Source organism: Carnobacterium sp. TMP28 (assembly GCF_047553015.1).
Taxonomy (GTDB): domain Bacteria; phylum Bacillota; class Bacilli; order Lactobacillales; family Carnobacteriaceae; genus Carnobacterium_A.
In genome coordinates, this window is sequence record NZ_CP180212.1 from 685,578 (window position 1) to 703,034 (window position 17,457).

Genomic DNA, 17,457 nt, shown 5'->3' on the forward strand with positions numbered 1-17,457 from the left:
ATGAATAATGTATTAGAAGTTAAAAATTTAAATATCACATTCGACACCTACGCTGGTAAAGTAAAAGCTATCCGTGGTGTCAGTTTCAATCTAAAAAAAGGTGAAACTTTGGCAATTGTAGGGGAGTCAGGTTCTGGAAAATCAGTAACGACTCGTAGCATCATGCGCTTACTTTCTCAAAATGCAAATGTCGAAGAGGGCACAATCCTATACAATGGTGAAGATTTAATTAAAAAGACTGAAAAAGAAATGCAAAAAATTCGTGGAAAAGATATCGCAATGATTTTCCAAGATCCAATGACGTCACTTAATCCAACAATGACAATTGGAAAACAAATATCTGAACCAATCCGTTTACATCAAAAATTGAATAAAGAAGAAGCTACTAACAGAGCTCTTGAATTATTAAATTTAGTAGGATTGCCGCAAGCTGAAAAACGAATGAAGCAATATCCACATCAATTTTCAGGTGGGCAACGACAAAGAATCGTTATAGCAATAGCTTTAGCTTGCAATCCAGAAATATTGATTGCAGATGAGCCAACAACGGCATTAGATGTAACGATTCAAGCTCAAATTCTTGACTTGATGAAGGAATTACAAAAGAAAATATCGACTTCAATTATTTTTATTACACATGATTTAGGAGTAGTAGCCAACGTAGCTGATCGTGTAGCTGTAATGTATGCAGGGAAAATTGTTGAAGTAGGGACTGTAGATGAAATATTTTATAATCCTCAACACCCTTATACATGGGGGCTAATCAGTTCTATGCCAACTCTTGAAATGGAGAAAACTTTATATGCCATTCCAGGAACACCTCCAGACTTATTAGATCCACCGGTTGGAGATGCGTTTGCACCTAGAAATGAATTTGCAATGAAAATCGACACAGAACTCGAACCTCCTTTCTTTGAAGTTTCTGATACACACTCTGCAGCTACATGGTTATTGCATCCTGATGCTCCAGCAGTTAATCCACCTGCTGAAATTAGAGCAAGACAAGCTCTTTATAAAGAGAAGTTTGCTAATTACTACAGCAAAAATGAAACCTCCGTTTTTAGTTCTGAAGACGAAGTAAAAGGAGGCTTATAAAATGGAGCAAAGAGAAAAAATATTAGAAGTTAAAAATTTAAAGCAGTATTTTAATGAAGGTACTAAAAATGAAGTACGTGCGGTGGATGATATCACATTTGATATTTTCAAAGGTGAGACGTTCGGTTTAGTTGGAGAGTCTGGTTCTGGTAAATCTACAACAGGACGTTCAATTATTAGACTTTATAATCCTACAGCTGGAGAAATTGACTTTGAAGGCACAAAAGTCCATAGTATTGAAGGCAAAAAAGATATGCTGAAATTTAGAAGAGATATGCAAATGATCTTTCAAGATCCATATGCATCTCTAAATCCTAAAATGAAGATTCGTGATATTATTGCTGAAGGAATAGATATTCATGGCTTAGCTTCATCAAAAGAAGACCGTAATCAACAAGTAGACGATTTACTTAAAACGGTTGGATTGAATCCAGATCACGCATCACGTTATCCACATGAATTTTCAGGTGGCCAACGTCAGCGTATTGGGATTGCAAGAGCACTAGCTGTAAAACCTAAATTTATTATTGCAGATGAACCTATTTCTGCGCTAGATGTTTCCATTCAAGCACAGGTAGTAAATTTATTAATGGAATTACAAAAAACAAAAGATTTAACCTTCTTATTTATTGCACATGATTTGTCTATGGTTAAATACATCAGTGATCGTATAGGGGTAATGAACAACGGTAAATTACTTGAGTTGGCAGCAGCCGATGATGTTTACAATAGACCATTACATCCATATACTGAAAGTTTATTATCCGCTGTTCCCTTACCTGATCCAGAGTATGAGCGTAATCGTATTCGTACACCATATATTCGCAGAGAAGAAACAAATGAACCAGAGTCACTAAGAGAAATAACTCCTGGACATTTTGTCTATTGTCGCGAGTCAGATATTCCTGCTTTAAAAGAAAAGAAAGCAAACTATATAAAATAAAAAATTTATAAAAAGTACATGCTATTTGAGGACAAAAATCTCACGTTGGCATGTACTTTTTAATTCTTATTCCTATTTTTACTATTTGAAATAACACTAAATAAAAAATATCAAGTTTAAAGACCTGTTTATTTTGTAAAAGTGACAAAAAATTGACAAAAACTATAGCATTTCTTTTTAATATGATATATAATAGACTATGTAAGGAAGTAAAATAAGGCTAATTATTATCTTTATGAACGCTTACTAAATTAATTCGACTAGAAAAGGGGAGAATAACATATGGTAACAATTTACACATCACCTAGTTGTACTTCATGTCGTAAAGCACGAGCTTGGCTAGAAGAAAACAACATTACTTACAAAGAACGAAATATTTTTTCAGAACCACTAGATATTCCTGAAATTAAATCTATTTTAAGAATGACAGAAGATGGAACAGAAGAAATTATTTCTACAAGATCTAAAGCTTTCCAAGAACTAAACATCGATTTAGAAGAATTGCCACTTCAAGACTTATTTGTTCTTATTCAAAATAATCCAGGATTATTGCGTCGTCCGATTATGGTAGATGAGAAGAGATTACAAGTTGGGTATAACGAAGACGAAATTCGTCGTTTCTTACCAAGAGAAGTACGTGCAATTGAGTTATTAAGAGCTCAAAGAATCGTTGGTTATTAAAATTTAATTTTAAAAGAGTTTGTCACTTAAATTAATTTTTGTGACAGACTCTTTTTTTGTAATCCTGTTTTTCACTAGTTTAAAAGGCTTACTTGTTAGTACATTTGTCTTTACATTTTATATATTTGCTTTAAGATAGTTAGTATGAATATTCTTTGCTATAGTTGATTTTAGTAAGGAATTAAGAAGTGAGGTGTAGAACTATGGAAATGGAGCATATTAATGAGAACACAATTCGTGTGCTTATTGAAAGTACGGATCTAGAAGAAAGAGGAATAACTTTTTTAGATCTTTTGGGAAATCATAAACAAATTGAAGATTTCTTTTATAGTATTTTAGAAGAAGTAGATGTAGATGAAAAGTTCCATGAATCTGATGCTATCACATTTCAAGTTTTGCCAAGTGGAAGTGGGCTAGAACTATTTATTAGTAAAGGCGGTCCTTTAAGTGAAGATATTGATTTCTCTTCAACTTCTGGAAATTTTGAAGCAAATGAATTCTCTAAACTTATCAAAAAACAGTTAGTAGATGATGACGAAAAAAAAGAAGAAGAGAATTATCTAAAGAATTCAAGTAAGTCAACTCAAGAAGTTGTGTTGAGATTGAACGAGTTTGAAGATATGGTTTCTTTATCTAAACAACTTTATTTAGAAAATGCTACATCTAAACTTTTTTGGTATAAAAATAGTTATTTTATCCATATGATATTTTTCACAGAAGAAATAACAGAACGAAGTGTAGAAGATCAAATCACTGTAGCATTAGAATTTGCTCAAAGAACTCCTATTACCCAAGGTATTTTAACGGAATATGGCAGACTAATAATGGAAACCAATGCACTAGAGTTGACTCGCTTTTATTTTAAATAAACAGTTTAAAAAATAAGGATAAGAAATTACTATTTTCTAATCCTTGTTTTTTATTTTTTACTTTTTTATTAAATAAAGAAACACTTTGCGGATAGTAAATAAAACCGTATGAATGGAAGTGTTTCTAATGTTGGTAGCTTTAGATGAAAAAAATGAACTGATTTATGCTCATTCATTAAAAGAAGTTGCAGAGGAAAAGAGTCATTATTACTGTCCTAATTGTAAAGAAAGTGTGTTTTTAAAAAAAGGGAGTTTGAAAATAGCCCATTTTTCACATTTTAATCAAACAAATTGTTCTTCATTTTCAGAAGGTGAAACAAGAGAACATCTTGAGGGGAAGCAGTTATTGTACGAATGGTTTACAAAACAAGGTCTTATTTGCCAATTAGAAGCTTACCTACCTGACTTAAACCAACGTCCGGACATACTTGTTTGGATAAACAAAACTGATGCAGTGGCCATCGAATTTCAGTGTAGCTCATTGCCGATGAAAAGAATGATAGAAAGGACAGTTGGGTATAAAAGTAAAGGGTACGATGTTTTTTGGATAGTTGGAAGTCAATTTAAGTTGGATGGCAAAATTACAGCTTTTCAACGACTTTTTATTTATAGTAATGATAAAATTAAATCAAGTTTATTTTTCTTAAATGTGGCCAAGAAGACCCTTTATTCTTATTCAAATATTCAACAACAAAATGCAACACAAAGAATAGTCTATGATAAGTGTTTAGTAAAGTTAGACAAATTTACACTAGTTGATGTGCCCGTTCTAATAAAGAAACTTTCTGCTAAAAGAAGAGAGAAAGAAAGTGAGACTGCAGCTAAATCTAATGAATTAATACAGAGTCATCATTATCTTAACCAAGGAAGGATGTACCAAACGCCAGAATTAATATCATTCCAAAAATATATTTATTGTAGAGGCGACTCTTTGATTTCATTGCCGAAAGAAGTTTATTTGAAAGTAACGGATCAGGTAATGATTAAAACACTCCCCCATTTTTGGAAATATATTTTACTTAAATGGCTTTCAAAAAAGACTATTGATTCAGTAATCACTTTAAAACAACTGGATGAACAAATAAACGAAATGATAGATAATAAGGAAATAATTTTTTATGAAATGCCATTAATTTCATTAGAAGAACAGAAAAAGCCACTCTATTCCTATGTTCGTTTATTAGTAAAAGTAGCTATCTTAGAGGAAAAAAATTCCGAACAATGGATTTTGAAAAGAAAAGCGTATTATTATAAAAATGAACAAGAAAAAATAACGAGTTTTTCAAAAGAACTCTCTTTATGGAAGTAAATTGTATGGTAAAATTGAAAGTGTTTAAAACAAAGGAGGACAATAAAATGAGTGAATTTAAAAAATTACCAAAACGTGAAGAAGTACCTGAAAAATTAACATGGAACTTAGAAGTTATTTTTAAAACAGATGAAGATTTTTTTATTTCTTATCGAGATTTAGAAAGCAAACTAACTGGAATGAACTCATTCAAAGGAAAGCTTAGTAGCAGCTCAGAGATGTTAGTAAGCAGTATCCAATCAATCTTAGAAGTTTCTAGTCAATTAGAAACAATTTATGTGTATGCTCATTTGAAGAATGATCAAGATACAACTAACACTATCTACCAAGCAATGTTTGAACAAGCTTCACTTTTAGCAACAAAAGTAAGTGAGTCTATCTCTTGGTTTGAACCAGAAGTATTAGGAATACCGGAAGAGACGTTATCAAAATTCTTAAAAGATAACAATGAGCTAACAACTTATCAACATTTTATCGATAAACTAACAGCTTTAAGGAAGCATGTTTTATCAGCTGAATCAGAGTCATTGTTAGCTGGTGCAGGTGAACTATTCGGAGCTTCAAGTCGAACATTTAATATTTTAAACAATGCTGATATTCAGTTCCCAACGATAGAAGACAAAGACGGGAATACAATACAATTATCTCATGGTGTTTATGGGCAAGTAATGGAAAGTACAGATCGTTTACTCCGGGAAGTAGGATTTAAAGCGCTATACAACGTTTATCAAGGACTAAACAATACATTTGCAAGCACATTGTCTTCTCATATTAAATACCACAACTACAATGCCGCCGTCCATCATTATGGATCGGCACGTGAAGCAGCTTTATCAGCTGGCCATATACCTGAGGCAGTATACGATACCTTGCTATCAGTAGTAGATGAGAATCTTCACTTGCTTCATCGTTACGTGGCACTAAGAAAAAAACTTCTTTCTGTTGATGAGTTGCACATGTATGACATGTATACACCAATCATGGGGGAAGCTACTATTGAATTTAATTATAATGAAGCAAAAGAAACAATTCTAAAAGCATTAGAGCCTTTAGGTGAAGAGTATCAGGCAGTATTAAAACAAGCTTTTGATGACCGTTGGATAGACGTTGTGGAGAATGAAGGGAAAAGAAGTGGAGCTTATTCCTCTGGAGCATATAATACAAAACCGTATATTTTATTAAACTGGCACGATTCGTTAAATCACCTTTATACATTAGCACATGAGTTAGGACATAGTGTTCACAGTTATTTCACACGAAAAAATCAACCGTATGTTTATGGAGACTATTCTATATTTTTAGCAGAAATAGCTTCAACAACAAATGAAAATCTTTTAACTGAGTATTTATTGGAAACTCAAACTAAACCAGAAATACGTTCATATATTTTAAATCATTATCTAGATGGGTTCAAAGGAACTATATTTAGACAAACACAATTTGCTGAATTTGAGCATTTTATACATGAAGAATCTGCAAAAGAAACACCTTTAACGGCAGATTTTTTAAATCAAGCCTACAAAAAATTAAATACTAAGTATTATGGTCCTTCTGTTTCACAAGACCCAGAAATTGGCTATGAATGGTCTAGAATTCCACATTTTTATTATAACTATTATGTTTATCAATATTCGACAGGTTTTTCAGCTGCTACAGCACTTGCTGATAACATTTTAAAAGATAAATCTAGTAAATCTTTAGAAAAATTTTTGATTTATCTTAAATCAGGAAGTAGTGATTACCCAATTGATGTCATGAAAAAAGCTGGTGTAGATATGACTCAAAAGACTTATCTAGAAGAGGCTATGACGGTTTTCAAATTAAGGTTAGATGAATTAGAAAAAATTGCTAAAAGTAGCGAATAATCAGTGGTATTGGTGATTAAAAACCCCCTCAAATAAAAAATGAGGGGGTTTGCTACTAGCCATTTATTTATCCAATACAACTACGGGTTTATAAAATAATTTAGAGAATATATAGGTGGTCTTTTTTTTCATTTCTACTAGAGAATACTGAATAGTTTTCATCTCTATCTTCGCCACATAGCGATTGTAACGTTTCGAAATTAATATCTTCTTCTATCAGAAATCCGTGATTGGAACTTTGGTCATTAAAAACAACACATGATGGGTTAGAGAGAACGTGCATTTCTCGGGCGACTTTCTGATCTGCCTCAAAAGCGGTTTTAGCAAATTCTGATTCTTTGTCTTCAGAAAACATTTCAATATCTAAATTAGACTGTTTAGCTATCTCTAGAACTAATTTTTGTGAAAAAAGCTTTTCATCAATATGGATAGCTTGTTGCAGGCCCATTAAAAACATGCGCCCCTTCTTCTTGCCTTGCATTGAAGCAGCAGCATAAGCTAGACAAGCTTCATAGATTTGAAAGAAGTGTTTATTTCTTAAATCTAAATCATTTTTAGGTATTTTTTTTGCTTTCATATAATCAGAAAATGTCTTGAAATTATGGACAGGAATAAAGTGGAAATGAATTTTATTTTCGCTTGATTCAATAAAGTCCAACAATCCCTTTTCCGCTTGATAACATGCAGAACCAATTGGGTTGATGAATAAATAAATTTCAGTGATTTGTTTGTATTGATTCCCTTTACTGGAATGCGTACTTGTTATCATTTTATTTCACCTTTACTTTTTATAATATTTTAAAACCATTACTGTACTATTTTTGTAACATCTTCACTCTATCAAAAAAAAATAGAAAATAGTACCAAAAAGACTTATGTCAATTTTTTAAAATAGACTAGTGGTCACAGTTTTGCCATAATCCGATTAATTTAGACTCCTTATTCTTTGTGATTCCTTAATCATTCTGACGATTTTATTTTCTGAGGGTACTTTTTTTAAGTTATGTTTTTTTAAAAAACTATCAAAATTAATTTTTCCAGTTTCAGCTTCTTGGACTTCAAATTCTAATTCAAAGTCTACTTGTTCTCCGTAAAAGCTTTGATCCAAAACGATTAAACCTGTGGGGGTTTTCACTTCAAATCGTTTAGTTATTAGTGATCCAATTAAATGAACATTAATCGGTTCAATAGCTAATTCTCTAAGTTTTTTAGCTACTTGACCAGTAGAATTAATTTTATTTTCTACTAATAATTGCTTGGATTCAGCTAGCGATAAATAATCGGTTGTTTCTAATAAATAATGATTAAACGGTGTTTTAAGTGTTAATTCAGCTGAATCTTTAAGAACTCTAATTCTTAAACCAGCTTGAATAGTTTTTAATTCCCATAAATTAGAATCAAAGTAATGGTTTTCTTGTGTGAAAAAATCATTTTCTCGAGCGTTAAAATACTCGAGTAGTTGATGGTATTCTTCAGCCGATAATGTATTTTTAAACTCTATTTCTAGTTCTTCACTCATATTTATTTACTCCTTTAGTAAATTAGATTAGTCTAGCTTATTTAAAGTTTATACTTAACTAATCAAGTTAGCATTAGAATAGCACATAGTTATTTTTTTCATATAAACTTCGAATAGTTCTTATTTTAACTGGTATATGTTAAAATAAGCAAATACGCAATCTTTAAGTAAGAAACATTAAAATGATTGATAAAGAAGGTTGAAATTATGGATGAAGAGATGAATTGGAAAGAATTTTTAATCCCTTACGAACAAGCAGTGGAAGAATTAAAAATTAAATTAAAAGGAATTCGAAAACAATTTGGAAAAGAAAATTTACACACGCCAATTGAATTTGTTACTGGACGAGTAAAGCCTGTAGAAAGTATCTTAGCTAAAGCCACACTGCGTAATGTACCGTTAAAACATTTAGAAACAGATATGCAAGATATAGCTGGCTTAAGAATCATGTGTCAATTCGTGGAAGATATTCATGAAGTTGTTCGCTTATTGAGAAATCGAAATGACATTAAAATTATAGAAGAACGAGACTATATTACAAATAAAAAAGAGAGTGGTTATCGCTCTTATCATATTGTATTTGAATATCCTGTTCAAGTTATTGAAGGCGAAAAAATTATTTTAGCAGAGGTTCAGATAAGGACTCTCTCCATGAATTTTTGGGCAACGATTGAGCACTCATTGAATTACAAGTATCAAGGAGAATTTCCGGAAGACATTAAGATCCGCTTAAAGAGAGCTGCAGAAGCTGTTTTTCAATTGGATGAAGAAATGTCTCAAATCAGAGAAGAAATTCAAGAAGCGCAACAGATGTTTTCTTACAATCAACGAGATAAATCTAGAAAAAATGACCATAAAAATATAAAATAGAAATCATCTTGATTGTTTTAAGATAGGAGGAAAGAGCTGTGAGAATAGCTATTGTTCATAATAATAATGAAAAGTCTCTGACACTAGTAGAAGAGTTGAAGACTCTGTTAGAAGAAAAGGCTATCCAGCTCGACAATAAAAATCCTAATCTAGTTATTACAATAGGTGGTGATGGGACATTACTTTCTGCTTTTCACCGTTATGCACATCTGCTAAACCAAATACGTTTTGTTGGAGTGCATACGGGACATCTTGGTTTTTATACAGACTGGCGTGATTATGAACTTCCAGATTTGGTAGCAAGTTTGATGGAAGATAAAGGTGAAAGTATTAGTTACCCTTTATTAGATATAAAAGTAATGTATCAAGGAAATAAAGAGCCTGCTCATTTTTTAGCGTTGAATGAATCAACGATGAAACGTGTGGATGGAACAATGGTTTGTGACGTGTTCATTAAAGACGAACTGTTTGAAAGATTTAGAGGTGATGGTCTTTGTGTATCCACTCCTACTGGGTCAACAGGGTACAATAAATCAGTTGGTGGAGCTATTATTCATCCTAGACTTGAAGCTATTCAGTTAGCAGAGATAGCGTCTATCAATAATCGCGTTTTTAGAACATTAAGTTCGCCGATGATTGTAGCACCGGATGAATGGATTAGAATGAGGCCAATTACAGCAGAAGGGTTAATTTTGACTATCGATCAATTATCCTCTTCAGAAAAAAATATCGTCGAATTACACTACTGTATAGCAAAAGAGCGAATTCATTTTGCTAGATATAGGCACACCCATTTTTGGAGTAGAGTAGAAGACGCATTTATTGGAGCAAAAAACAAATATGAAATTTAATTGGGTATACGAATCATCAGAAAAACAACAAGTAAAAACTTTTTTAAGAACTAAAGGAATTTCAAGAGGTCTATTGGCAAAGATAAAGTTTCAAGGTGGAAAAATAGAAGTGAATCAGCGTGAAGAAAATGCAGTCTATTATCTTAAAGATATGGATACAGTAGAAATAACTATACCAGATGAAAAAGGATACGAGACAACAGTTCCGATAGATATTCCAATCGACATTATTTACGAAGATGCTCATTATCTAGTTGTTAATAAGCCTTATGGAGTAGCCTCAATTCCTTCAAAGATCCATCCCAAAAATACCATGGCCAATCGTGTAAAAGGTTATTATGTACGTGAAAATTATATTGATCAAGTCATCCATATTGTGACTCGTTTAGATCGTGATACAACCGGTTTGATGCTTTTTGCAAAACATGGTTACGCCCATGCTATGCTAGACAAGGAATTAAAATTAAAGCAGTTGCACAAAAAATATATTGCTCTAGTAACGGGAAACCTAAACGATAACTTACACGGGATGATAGACGCACCAATTGGAATGCCGGAAGATTCTATTGTTAGAAGGATTGTTCATCCAAAAGGTAAATCAGCCCTGACAGAGTATTGGGTAAAAGAAAGATACGCTAATACAACGCTAGTATCTATCCAGTTACACACAGGTAGAACGCATCAAATACGCGTACATTTTTCTCATATTGGTTACCCACTATTGGGAGATGATCTTTATGGTGGAGAAAAAAATGAGTGGATTAAAAGACAAGCATTGCATTGTTGTGAATTAAATTTTACCCATCCTTTTACACAAGAAAAAGTCATCCTAAAATCAAATTATCCTGAAGATATTTCCGAATGGCTTAAATACAATAATAAATAATATACTCTTTTAGAAAGGAGTGCTATTCTTGAATGAAGTACAATTGGAAATGGAAGAAAAATTAGCTTTATTGAAGCTCTATTTAGAAGAAAAAAAAATAGAAAATTTTCGTTCAGAATTTTTATCTTTACATGTTTACGAGCAAAGTCAATATTATTTGTCCTTAACGCAAGAGGAAAGACAACAAATCTATTTTTATCTCTCACCTAGAGAAATGGCGGATATGTTTGAAATTCTTGAAGAAGACGAAGAATCTGTTGAAATTTACTTAAAAGAAATGGCTCCTCAATATGCTGCTGATATGTTAAGTGAGATGTACACAGATAATGCGGTAGATATCTTAAATCAACTAGATAAAACAGATTTACGTAAGTATCTAAATATGATGACTGTTGATAATGCAGACGAAATAAAAGAGTTGCTGCATTATGAAGACGAAACGGCCGGTTCAATTATGACGACCGAATATGTTTCAGTAGCTGCAACACAAACTATTTCAGAGGCTATGCATATTTTAAAGAGTAAGGCATTAGATGCAGAAACGATTTACTATGTTTATGTTATTGATACAGCGGGAAAACTTGTAGGTGTTATTTCTCTAAGAGATTTGATTACCCGCGGTGATGATGAATTAGTTTCTGATGTAATGGGTGATCGTCCAATCTCAGTAAATGTAGCAGATGATCAAAATGATGTTGCTAAGACCATTCGAGATTATAACTTTTTGGCTGTTCCGGTGATAGACAAAGAAGAGCATCTTTTAGGAATTATCACAGTTGATGATATTATTGATGTCATTGATGAAGAAGCGGCTAGTGATTACTCTGGTTTGGCCGGGGTCGATGTTGGTGAGCAATCTGAAAATCCTTTTGTAGCAGCTTCTAAGAGATTACCTTGGTTGATTACATTGTTATTTTTAGGAATGGGAACAGCTACATTGATTAGTCGATATGAAGTACTGGTCAGTGAGGCAAGCATTCTAGCGGTTTTTATATCATTAATTACTGGTACTGCTGGTAATGCAGGAACCCAATCTTTAGCGGTAGCGGTCAGAAAATTAGCAGATAACGATGATAAAAATAAAAATTTTACTCGTCTCATTATTAGTGAAGTTTTAACAGGTGTGATCACAGGATTAACAACAGGAGTGACTATTTTCTTAGTAATTGGGATATGGAAGCATAATTTTATTTTAGGATTTGTTATTGGAACAGCAATGCTTTTTGCAATTATTGTTGCTAATCTGGCAGGAAGTTTAATCCCTATTTTAATGGATCGTATAGGTTTTGATCCCGCTGTTGCAAGTGGTCCATTTATATCAACACTAAGCGATTTAACAAGTGTGTTAATCTATTTTAATATTGCAGCTTATTTTATGAATTTTTTTATTTGAATCAGTTATTACAAAATAGAGAAGTTGAAATAAATCACAAAAGACAACTTTCTTTTTTATGAAAGTTGTCTTTTAATAGAAAAGGACTGAAATAGAGTGGCCTATCGAAAAAAAAAGAAGAAACTGACAAAAAAACAAAAACAACAACAAACAAGATTAGCTTTATTCGTTGCAATTATTCTTTTTTCTTTCTCAATGGGCTTATTTTTAGGGGGAAATGATCAGTCAAGAACTAATTTTAAGGATAAGATAAATCAATTTAAAGAAGATTGGACAATGTTGTTTAAAGATTTTTCAACAAAAAAAAATGATGATGATCTAATACGTTCGAAAAGTGCATACTTTCGTATCTTAGATGTAGGGCAGGGTTCCTCGACTTTGCTCCAATCAGAAGATGGAACAACTATTTTAATCGATTCAGGTAGATATGAAGATAAAGATAAAAAAATATTAACTTATCTAGATCGTTATGTTGGAACAGGTGGAAAAATCGATTTATTAATTTTTACTCATAATGATTCTGATCATATTGGGTTTGGTGACTTGATATTACAATACTATGACGTTCAAGAAATTTGGATGAATGGTTACGATTCGACCAGTAAAGTTTATGAACGCGTTTTGGATGCTGTTGAACATAGTCAAGCACGTTATGTTGAACCTAGAAGTGGGGAAACTCATCAAATAGGTCCTTTTGAATTAAACGTTCTTAATCCTACAGTAGAATTAAGAAATAATCCAAATGATGATTCTATAGTAACGAAAATTTCTTTCGCTGATTTTAGCGGATTATTTAGTGGAGATGCTTCTACACGTGTTGAAAAAGATATCATAGAAGATAAGAGTAACGATTTAACTGCTGATCTACTCTTGATGGGGCACCATGGTTCAAAAACGAGTACGAGTGAAGAATGGATAAAAGCCGTGCAACCAAAAATTAGTGTTTATTCAGCAGGAAAAAATAATAGATACGATCATCCTGGAAAAGAAACGATTGACCGATTGAAAAAAAGGTCTATTCCTATTTATGGAACAAGTGAAAATGGCACTGTTACGGTCAAGGTTAATAATGATGGCACCTTTATTGTTGAAACGGAGGAATAGGATATGCGAGCAATTTTTGAAGAATTAGACAATACTATTGCTCGATTGATTCCTGATGATGGCAGTAATCCGATTGAAATTAAAAGGTGTGAATTACCTGATGAAGCAATATTAGGTGATGTTTTTGAAATTTATTATAAATGCGATCAACAAATCATCGAAAAAATATATTTGATTCCAAACGAAAGAATAAGACGTTTAGAGAAAATGAAATTAAAACGTGAAGCTCTACTTAGAAGAACAAAAGACAATAGGTAAACTTAAGAGTTGAGTATATAAAATAAAAAGGAGAGATAAAAAAATGAGAATTGCAATACTAGCTGCAATGGCTGAAGAAGTAAGACCGTTTAGAGAAAAGTTGAAAAATAAAAAAACAATAACAGTTGCTAATGCAGTATTTGAACAAGGTTCATTGAATGGGCATGATGTTGTGTTAGTTCAGTCTAGAATTGGAAAAGCCAATGCTGCAATGTCTACTGCTATTTTAGTCGAACGTTTTGCACCTGATTTCATTTTAAATACGGGTTCAGCTGGAGGCATGGATTGCTCTCTATCAATTGGGGATATTATTGTCTCAACGGAATCTGTTTTTAGTGATGTTGATGCAACGATATTTGATTATGCCTTAGGGCAAGTTCCAGAAATGCCAGCTAGCTATCACGTAGAGAAAAAATATAGTAACCTTGCTCTCAGTGTCTTCACTGAGATAGATACAAATTCAAATATAGTAGAGGGTTTAATTCTTACAGCAGATTCTTTTATGAACGATAAAGAAAGAGTAGAAAAAATCAAAAAACAATTCCCCAAAGCTAAAGCTGCAGAAATGGAAGGAGCTGCTATCCACCAAACTGCTTACCACTATGGTATTCCATTCATTAATATCAGGATTTTATCTGATATAGCTGGTGAAAATGCTGGTGAGAATTTCGAGAAAAATATAGACTTTGTACCAGAATTAGTGATGCTTTTTGTTGAAAAATTTATTGATCAGTTAGTTGAATTAAAAAAATAACGTAGAACACTTTCTTTTAACGTGAAAGTGGCTCTCGTTAGTTTTTTATTAGCAACAGTTAAACTAGAGTTTTAACCATGTCATGGTGAGGCATGCCAGCATCAATATACCCTTCACTATCAATCAAATAACCTAAAGAAGAATAAAATCCAATAGCTTGGTCTTGAGCGCCTAAAACTAAAGAAGTTCGATTGTGTTCAATTGCAAATCGTTCTATCTCAAGCATGATTTTCTTTCCAATTTGTCTATCACGATACTCTTTTAAAACAGCAACACGTTGTACCTTATACGTGTGTTGGTTTGTTGGTAAAAGTCTGGCTGTGACAACAGGAATAGCGTCTAAGTATCCAACTACGTAAGTGGTTAAATCTTCAAATTCGTCTACTTCCATTTCCTTAGGGACTTGTTGTTCCTCTACAAAAACGTTGTTTCGGATAGATAATGAGTCTTTATAAATAGAAGAATCTAAATTAGTTGACCAAGAATAATTCATACGTTAACCCTCTTTCTGCCTTATTGTGGTTTTAAGAGTACCATATAAGGTAGGATGTTTCTATAAGAATAATGAGTAGACTGTATTCCACTATTTTCATACAGTTAGTAAACTTTAATAAAAAAGCAATTATAGTAATTATATGGAGGTTAAAAAATGGCTAATCAAACAATAGAGTGGATAAAGTATTTAACCAATATCCCTTCTCCAACAGGCAATACAAGTAAAATTGTAAAAGAAATAAAGAAAATTATTTCAGCGCTGGGGTATGAAATTCGTGAGAACAATAAAGGTAGCTTAATTGTAACAGTTGATGGAGCAGATAGTAGAAAACAACGATTTGTTACTGCACATGTGGACACACTTGGAGCGATGGTACGTATTATAAAGCCAGATGGCCGATTAAAAATGGATTTAATTGGAGGATTTCGCTACAATGCGATAGAAGGTGAGTACTGCACTATCCACACGTCAAAAGGAAAAACGTACACAGGTACTATTCTTTTGCACCAAACAAGTGTACATGTCTACAAAGAAGCTGGTACAGCTGAAAGAAATCAAGAGAATATGGAGATTCGTATTGATGAAAAAACTCAAAATAAAGAAGAAACAATGCAATTGGGAATAGAAGTAGGAGATTTTGTTAGTTTTGATCCTCGCACAGAAGTAACCGAAAGTGGATTTATAAAATCTCGTCATCTTGATGACAAAGTAAGTGTCGCTATATTGATAACTTTTTTAGAAAAAATAAAAAGAGATAAAATTAAATTACCTTATACTACTCAGTTTTTTATTTCTAATAATGAAGAAATTGGTTATGGTGGAAACTCAAATATATCTGAAAAAGTAGTAGACTATTTAGCGGTAGATATGGGTGCAATAGGTGATGACCAACAAACAGATGAGTATTCTGTTTCTATTTGCGTAAAAGATAGCAGTGGGCCTTACCATTATTTGCTAAGAAAACAATTAACCAACCTTTGCATTGAAAATTCTATTCCTTATCGATTAGATATTTACCCTTTTTATGGCAGTGATGCTTCAGCAGCAATGAAAGCAGGAGCAGATGTTCGCCACGCATTAATTGGTGCAGGAATTGATGCCAGTCATGCTTACGAGAGAACTCATTTATCGTCAATAGAAGCAACCGAAAAATTAATAGAGAGCTATTTACTTAGCTCTATGATGGATGAATCATAAAATAGGAGATGAAAAAATGGAACTCTTCAAGAAATCAAAATTGATGTTTTGGTCTATCTGGTTACTAGTTATAGCTACTTTGATCTTTATGTCTACAAAAATTGACTTTATATTTCAACCCATTACAACATTTGTTTCAACATTGTTTACGCCGATATTAGTAGCTGGATTTTTATACTATCTCTTGAATCCAATTGTTAATATAATGGAGAAAACTAATATAAAACGTAAATATAGTATCCTAATTATTTTACTTCTATTCATAGGAATTCTAGTGGTTTTAATTGTTTCAGTTTTACCTGTGTTAGTGAGCCAAATAGGAGAATTTATTGCTAATATTCCTGATTTGATAAAAGCACTAGAAGCTTACTCTAGGGAAATTATTAGACAACCATGGTTAAAAGATTTCAATATAGAAAAATCGATGAATGAATTAGATTTATCTATTGGCAATGTTGCTAATATTGTTTTTTCAGGTATCACAAATAGTGTAGGTTCAATATTTGGAGCAGTTGCGAATACAACAATCGTTATTTTTACAGCTCCTATTATTTTATTTTATATGTTCAAAGACGGTCAACAATTTAGACCAGCAGTAGCAAAGTTTTTTCCAAAAGAATTTAGAGGACAGTTGATTGAGTTACTTGGACAAATGAATAAAACTATTGCTTCTTATATTAGTGGTCAATCATTAGTGTGTTTGATGGTCGGAATCTTTACATTCATTGGTTATATGATTACGGGTATGCCTTATGCATTATTATTGGGAATTATAGCAGGCGTTACAAATATCATTCCTTATGTTGGACCATATATAGGCGCAGCTCCTGCAGTTATTATTGGGCTTACCATTTCTCCAACAAAAGCGATCTTAGTAGCATTAGTAGTCTTAGTTGTTCAACAGATAGATGGGAACTTTATTTCTCCGAACGTTATCGGGAAAACGTTAGATATCCATCCATTAACGATTATTGTGATTTTACTTGTTGCAGGTAATTTAGCAGGGCTACTAGGGATGATTTTGGGTGTCCCATTTTATGCAGTAGTAAAAACAATAGTGGTTTATCTACACGATATGATAAATATAAAAAAACGACACCAAAATTTGCAGCTTGAAGAAGCTGAAAAGTAATACAGTTTAAATGGAAAAAAAATAGCGTATTTAGCAATTTAAAATAAGCATTTTAGAAGTAGTTTTTTCTACTTTCTAGAGGCTTATTTTTTTAAAAAGAAACTAGATTTTATCGTATAAAAAAGATAAGTTTAAGTGAAATGAATCTTTATGTTTTCTTTTCTTTTATTATTGTGATATAGTAAACGAGTGTTTAGTGAATAATAATACCAACTAAATGGTGCCAATTTTATTA

Annotated in this window: 18 protein-coding genes; 15 read left to right on the plus strand and 3 right to left on the minus strand. The window is 32.3% G+C overall.

Going from position 1 to position 17,457, the window contains the following annotated elements; translation table 11 throughout:
* The 6 genes from ACMHYH_RS03300 (at window position 1) to pepF (ending at window position 6,762) form a co-directional block, all read left to right on the plus strand.
* The gene (locus tag ACMHYH_RS03300; RefSeq protein ID WP_414839948.1) at window positions 1-1,095 is read left to right on the plus strand and encodes an ABC transporter ATP-binding protein; all 1,095 of its coding nucleotides are present in this window, start codon (window positions 1-3) and stop codon (window positions 1,093-1,095) included.
* A 1-nt stretch (window position 1,096) separates the two neighbouring features.
* Entirely contained in the window at window positions 1,097-2,038 is a 942-nt protein-coding gene (locus ACMHYH_RS03305; protein ID WP_414839949.1) for an ABC transporter ATP-binding protein, read from the plus strand.
* A 282-nt stretch (window positions 2,039-2,320) separates the two neighbouring features.
* The gene (gene spxA, locus ACMHYH_RS03310) at window positions 2,321-2,719 is read left to right on the plus strand and encodes a transcriptional regulator SpxA (RefSeq protein ID WP_414839950.1); all 399 of its coding nucleotides are present in this window, start codon (window positions 2,321-2,323) and stop codon (window positions 2,717-2,719) included.
* A 203-nt stretch (window positions 2,720-2,922) separates the two neighbouring features.
* Window positions 2,923-3,588, plus strand: coding sequence for an adaptor protein MecA (locus ACMHYH_RS03315; protein WP_414839951.1), 666 nt, complete (start codon window positions 2,923-2,925; stop codon window positions 3,586-3,588).
* A gap of 127 nt (window positions 3,589-3,715) precedes the next feature.
* Window positions 3,716-4,897: a competence protein CoiA gene (locus ACMHYH_RS03320; RefSeq protein ID WP_414839952.1), complete on the plus strand. Its 1,182-nt coding sequence runs from the start codon at window positions 3,716-3,718 to the stop codon at window positions 4,895-4,897.
* 47 nt (window positions 4,898-4,944) lie between these two features.
* Entirely contained in the window at window positions 4,945-6,762 is a 1,818-nt protein-coding gene (gene pepF / locus ACMHYH_RS03325; protein ID WP_414839953.1) for an oligoendopeptidase F, read from the plus strand.
* A gap of 100 nt (window positions 6,763-6,862) precedes the next feature.
* Here the strand turns inward: pepF and ACMHYH_RS03330 are convergent, their stop codons facing one another.
* Together ACMHYH_RS03330 and ACMHYH_RS03335 are read right to left on the minus strand one after the other, a co-directional pair.
* Window positions 6,863-7,531 carry a DsbA family protein gene (locus tag ACMHYH_RS03330; protein ID WP_414839954.1) on the minus strand — a complete coding sequence of 223 codons (669 nt, stop codon included), beginning with the start codon at window positions 7,529-7,531 and terminating at the stop codon, window positions 6,863-6,865.
* Between the two features lie 156 nt (window positions 7,532-7,687).
* The gene (locus ACMHYH_RS03335; protein ID WP_414839955.1) at window positions 7,688-8,281 is read right to left on the minus strand and encodes a CYTH domain-containing protein; all 594 of its coding nucleotides are present in this window, start codon (window positions 8,279-8,281) and stop codon (window positions 7,688-7,690) included.
* A gap of 207 nt (window positions 8,282-8,488) precedes the next feature.
* On the opposite strand from ACMHYH_RS03335, the gene ACMHYH_RS03340 reads away from it, so the two are divergent.
* The 7 genes from ACMHYH_RS03340 to ACMHYH_RS03370 all read left to right on the plus strand — a co-directional run bounded on the left by ACMHYH_RS03340 (window position 8,489) and on the right by ACMHYH_RS03370 (window position 14,397).
* The gene (locus ACMHYH_RS03340) at window positions 8,489-9,151 is read left to right on the plus strand and encodes a GTP pyrophosphokinase (protein WP_414839956.1); all 663 of its coding nucleotides are present in this window, start codon (window positions 8,489-8,491) and stop codon (window positions 9,149-9,151) included.
* A 38-nt stretch (window positions 9,152-9,189) separates the two neighbouring features.
* Window positions 9,190-10,002, plus strand: a complete 813-nt coding sequence (locus ACMHYH_RS03345; protein ID WP_414839957.1) for an NAD kinase — start codon at window positions 9,190-9,192, stop codon at window positions 10,000-10,002.
* Window positions 9,992-10,888, plus strand: coding sequence for an RluA family pseudouridine synthase (locus tag ACMHYH_RS03350; protein ID WP_414839958.1), 897 nt, complete (start codon window positions 9,992-9,994; stop codon window positions 10,886-10,888). The genes ACMHYH_RS03345 and ACMHYH_RS03350 overlap by 11 nt, the downstream gene beginning before the upstream one ends.
* 28 nt (window positions 10,889-10,916) lie before the next feature.
* Window positions 10,917-12,281 (plus strand): magnesium transporter, encoded by a 1,365-nt coding sequence (mgtE, locus tag ACMHYH_RS03355; RefSeq protein ID WP_414839959.1) that lies wholly within the window; start codon window positions 10,917-10,919, stop codon window positions 12,279-12,281.
* Between the two features lie 96 nt (window positions 12,282-12,377).
* Window positions 12,378-13,385 (plus strand): ComEC/Rec2 family competence protein, encoded by a 1,008-nt coding sequence (locus ACMHYH_RS03360; RefSeq protein ID WP_414839960.1) that lies wholly within the window; start codon window positions 12,378-12,380, stop codon window positions 13,383-13,385.
* Between the two features lie 3 nt (window positions 13,386-13,388).
* The gene (locus ACMHYH_RS03365) at window positions 13,389-13,643 is read left to right on the plus strand and encodes a hypothetical protein (protein WP_414839961.1); all 255 of its coding nucleotides are present in this window, start codon (window positions 13,389-13,391) and stop codon (window positions 13,641-13,643) included.
* A 43-nt stretch (window positions 13,644-13,686) separates the two neighbouring features.
* The gene (locus tag ACMHYH_RS03370; RefSeq protein ID WP_414839962.1) at window positions 13,687-14,397 is read left to right on the plus strand and encodes a 5'-methylthioadenosine/adenosylhomocysteine nucleosidase; all 711 of its coding nucleotides are present in this window, start codon (window positions 13,687-13,689) and stop codon (window positions 14,395-14,397) included.
* A gap of 58 nt (window positions 14,398-14,455) precedes the next feature.
* Here the strand turns inward: ACMHYH_RS03370 and ACMHYH_RS03375 are convergent, their stop codons facing one another.
* On the minus strand, window positions 14,456-14,890 hold the full coding sequence (locus ACMHYH_RS03375) for a GNAT family N-acetyltransferase (protein WP_414839963.1): 435 nt from the start codon (window positions 14,888-14,890) through the stop codon (window positions 14,456-14,458).
* A gap of 156 nt (window positions 14,891-15,046) precedes the next feature.
* On the opposite strand from ACMHYH_RS03375, the gene ACMHYH_RS03380 reads away from it, so the two are divergent.
* Window positions 15,047-16,090, plus strand: a complete 1,044-nt coding sequence (locus ACMHYH_RS03380; RefSeq protein ID WP_414839964.1) for a M42 family metallopeptidase — start codon at window positions 15,047-15,049, stop codon at window positions 16,088-16,090.
* Between the two features lie 16 nt (window positions 16,091-16,106).
* The gene (locus ACMHYH_RS03385) at window positions 16,107-17,222 is read left to right on the plus strand and encodes an AI-2E family transporter (RefSeq protein ID WP_414840335.1); all 1,116 of its coding nucleotides are present in this window, start codon (window positions 16,107-16,109) and stop codon (window positions 17,220-17,222) included.
* Window positions 17,223-17,457: the final 235 nt, after the last annotated feature.

Excerpts from the sequence above, each read along its gene's own strand:
- ACMHYH_RS03365 (WP_414839961.1), top strand. The coding sequence starts at position 13,389 with ATGCGAGCAATTTTTGAAGAATTAGACAATACTATTGCTCGATTGATT.
- ACMHYH_RS03305 (WP_414839949.1), top strand. The coding sequence starts at position 1,097 with ATGGAGCAAAGAGAAAAAATATTAGAAGTTAAAAATTTAAAGCAGTAT.
- pepF (WP_414839953.1), top strand. The coding sequence starts at position 4,945 with ATGAGTGAATTTAAAAAATTACCAAAACGTGAAGAAGTACCTGAAAAA.
- ACMHYH_RS03380 (WP_414839964.1), top strand. The coding sequence starts at position 15,047 with ATGGCTAATCAAACAATAGAGTGGATAAAGTATTTAACCAATATCCCT.
- ACMHYH_RS03320 (WP_414839952.1), top strand. The coding sequence starts at position 3,716 with ATGTTGGTAGCTTTAGATGAAAAAAATGAACTGATTTATGCTCATTCA.
- ACMHYH_RS03330 (WP_414839954.1), bottom strand. The coding sequence starts at position 7,531 with ATGATAACAAGTACGCATTCCAGTAAAGGGAATCAATACAAACAAATC.
- ACMHYH_RS03340 (WP_414839956.1), top strand. The coding sequence starts at position 8,489 with ATGGATGAAGAGATGAATTGGAAAGAATTTTTAATCCCTTACGAACAA.
- ACMHYH_RS03370 (WP_414839962.1), top strand. The coding sequence starts at position 13,687 with ATGAGAATTGCAATACTAGCTGCAATGGCTGAAGAAGTAAGACCGTTT.
- ACMHYH_RS03315 (WP_414839951.1), top strand. The coding sequence starts at position 2,923 with ATGGAAATGGAGCATATTAATGAGAACACAATTCGTGTGCTTATTGAA.
- ACMHYH_RS03300 (WP_414839948.1), top strand. The coding sequence starts at position 1 with ATGAATAATGTATTAGAAGTTAAAAATTTAAATATCACATTCGACACC.
- ACMHYH_RS03350 (WP_414839958.1), top strand. The coding sequence starts at position 9,992 with ATGAAATTTAATTGGGTATACGAATCATCAGAAAAACAACAAGTAAAA.
- ACMHYH_RS03385 (WP_414840335.1), top strand. The coding sequence starts at position 16,107 with ATGGAACTCTTCAAGAAATCAAAATTGATGTTTTGGTCTATCTGGTTA.
- ACMHYH_RS03335 (WP_414839955.1), bottom strand. The coding sequence starts at position 8,281 with ATGAGTGAAGAACTAGAAATAGAGTTTAAAAATACATTATCGGCTGAA.
- ACMHYH_RS03375 (WP_414839963.1), bottom strand. The coding sequence starts at position 14,890 with ATGAATTATTCTTGGTCAACTAATTTAGATTCTTCTATTTATAAAGAC.
- spxA (WP_414839950.1), top strand. The coding sequence starts at position 2,321 with ATGGTAACAATTTACACATCACCTAGTTGTACTTCATGTCGTAAAGCA.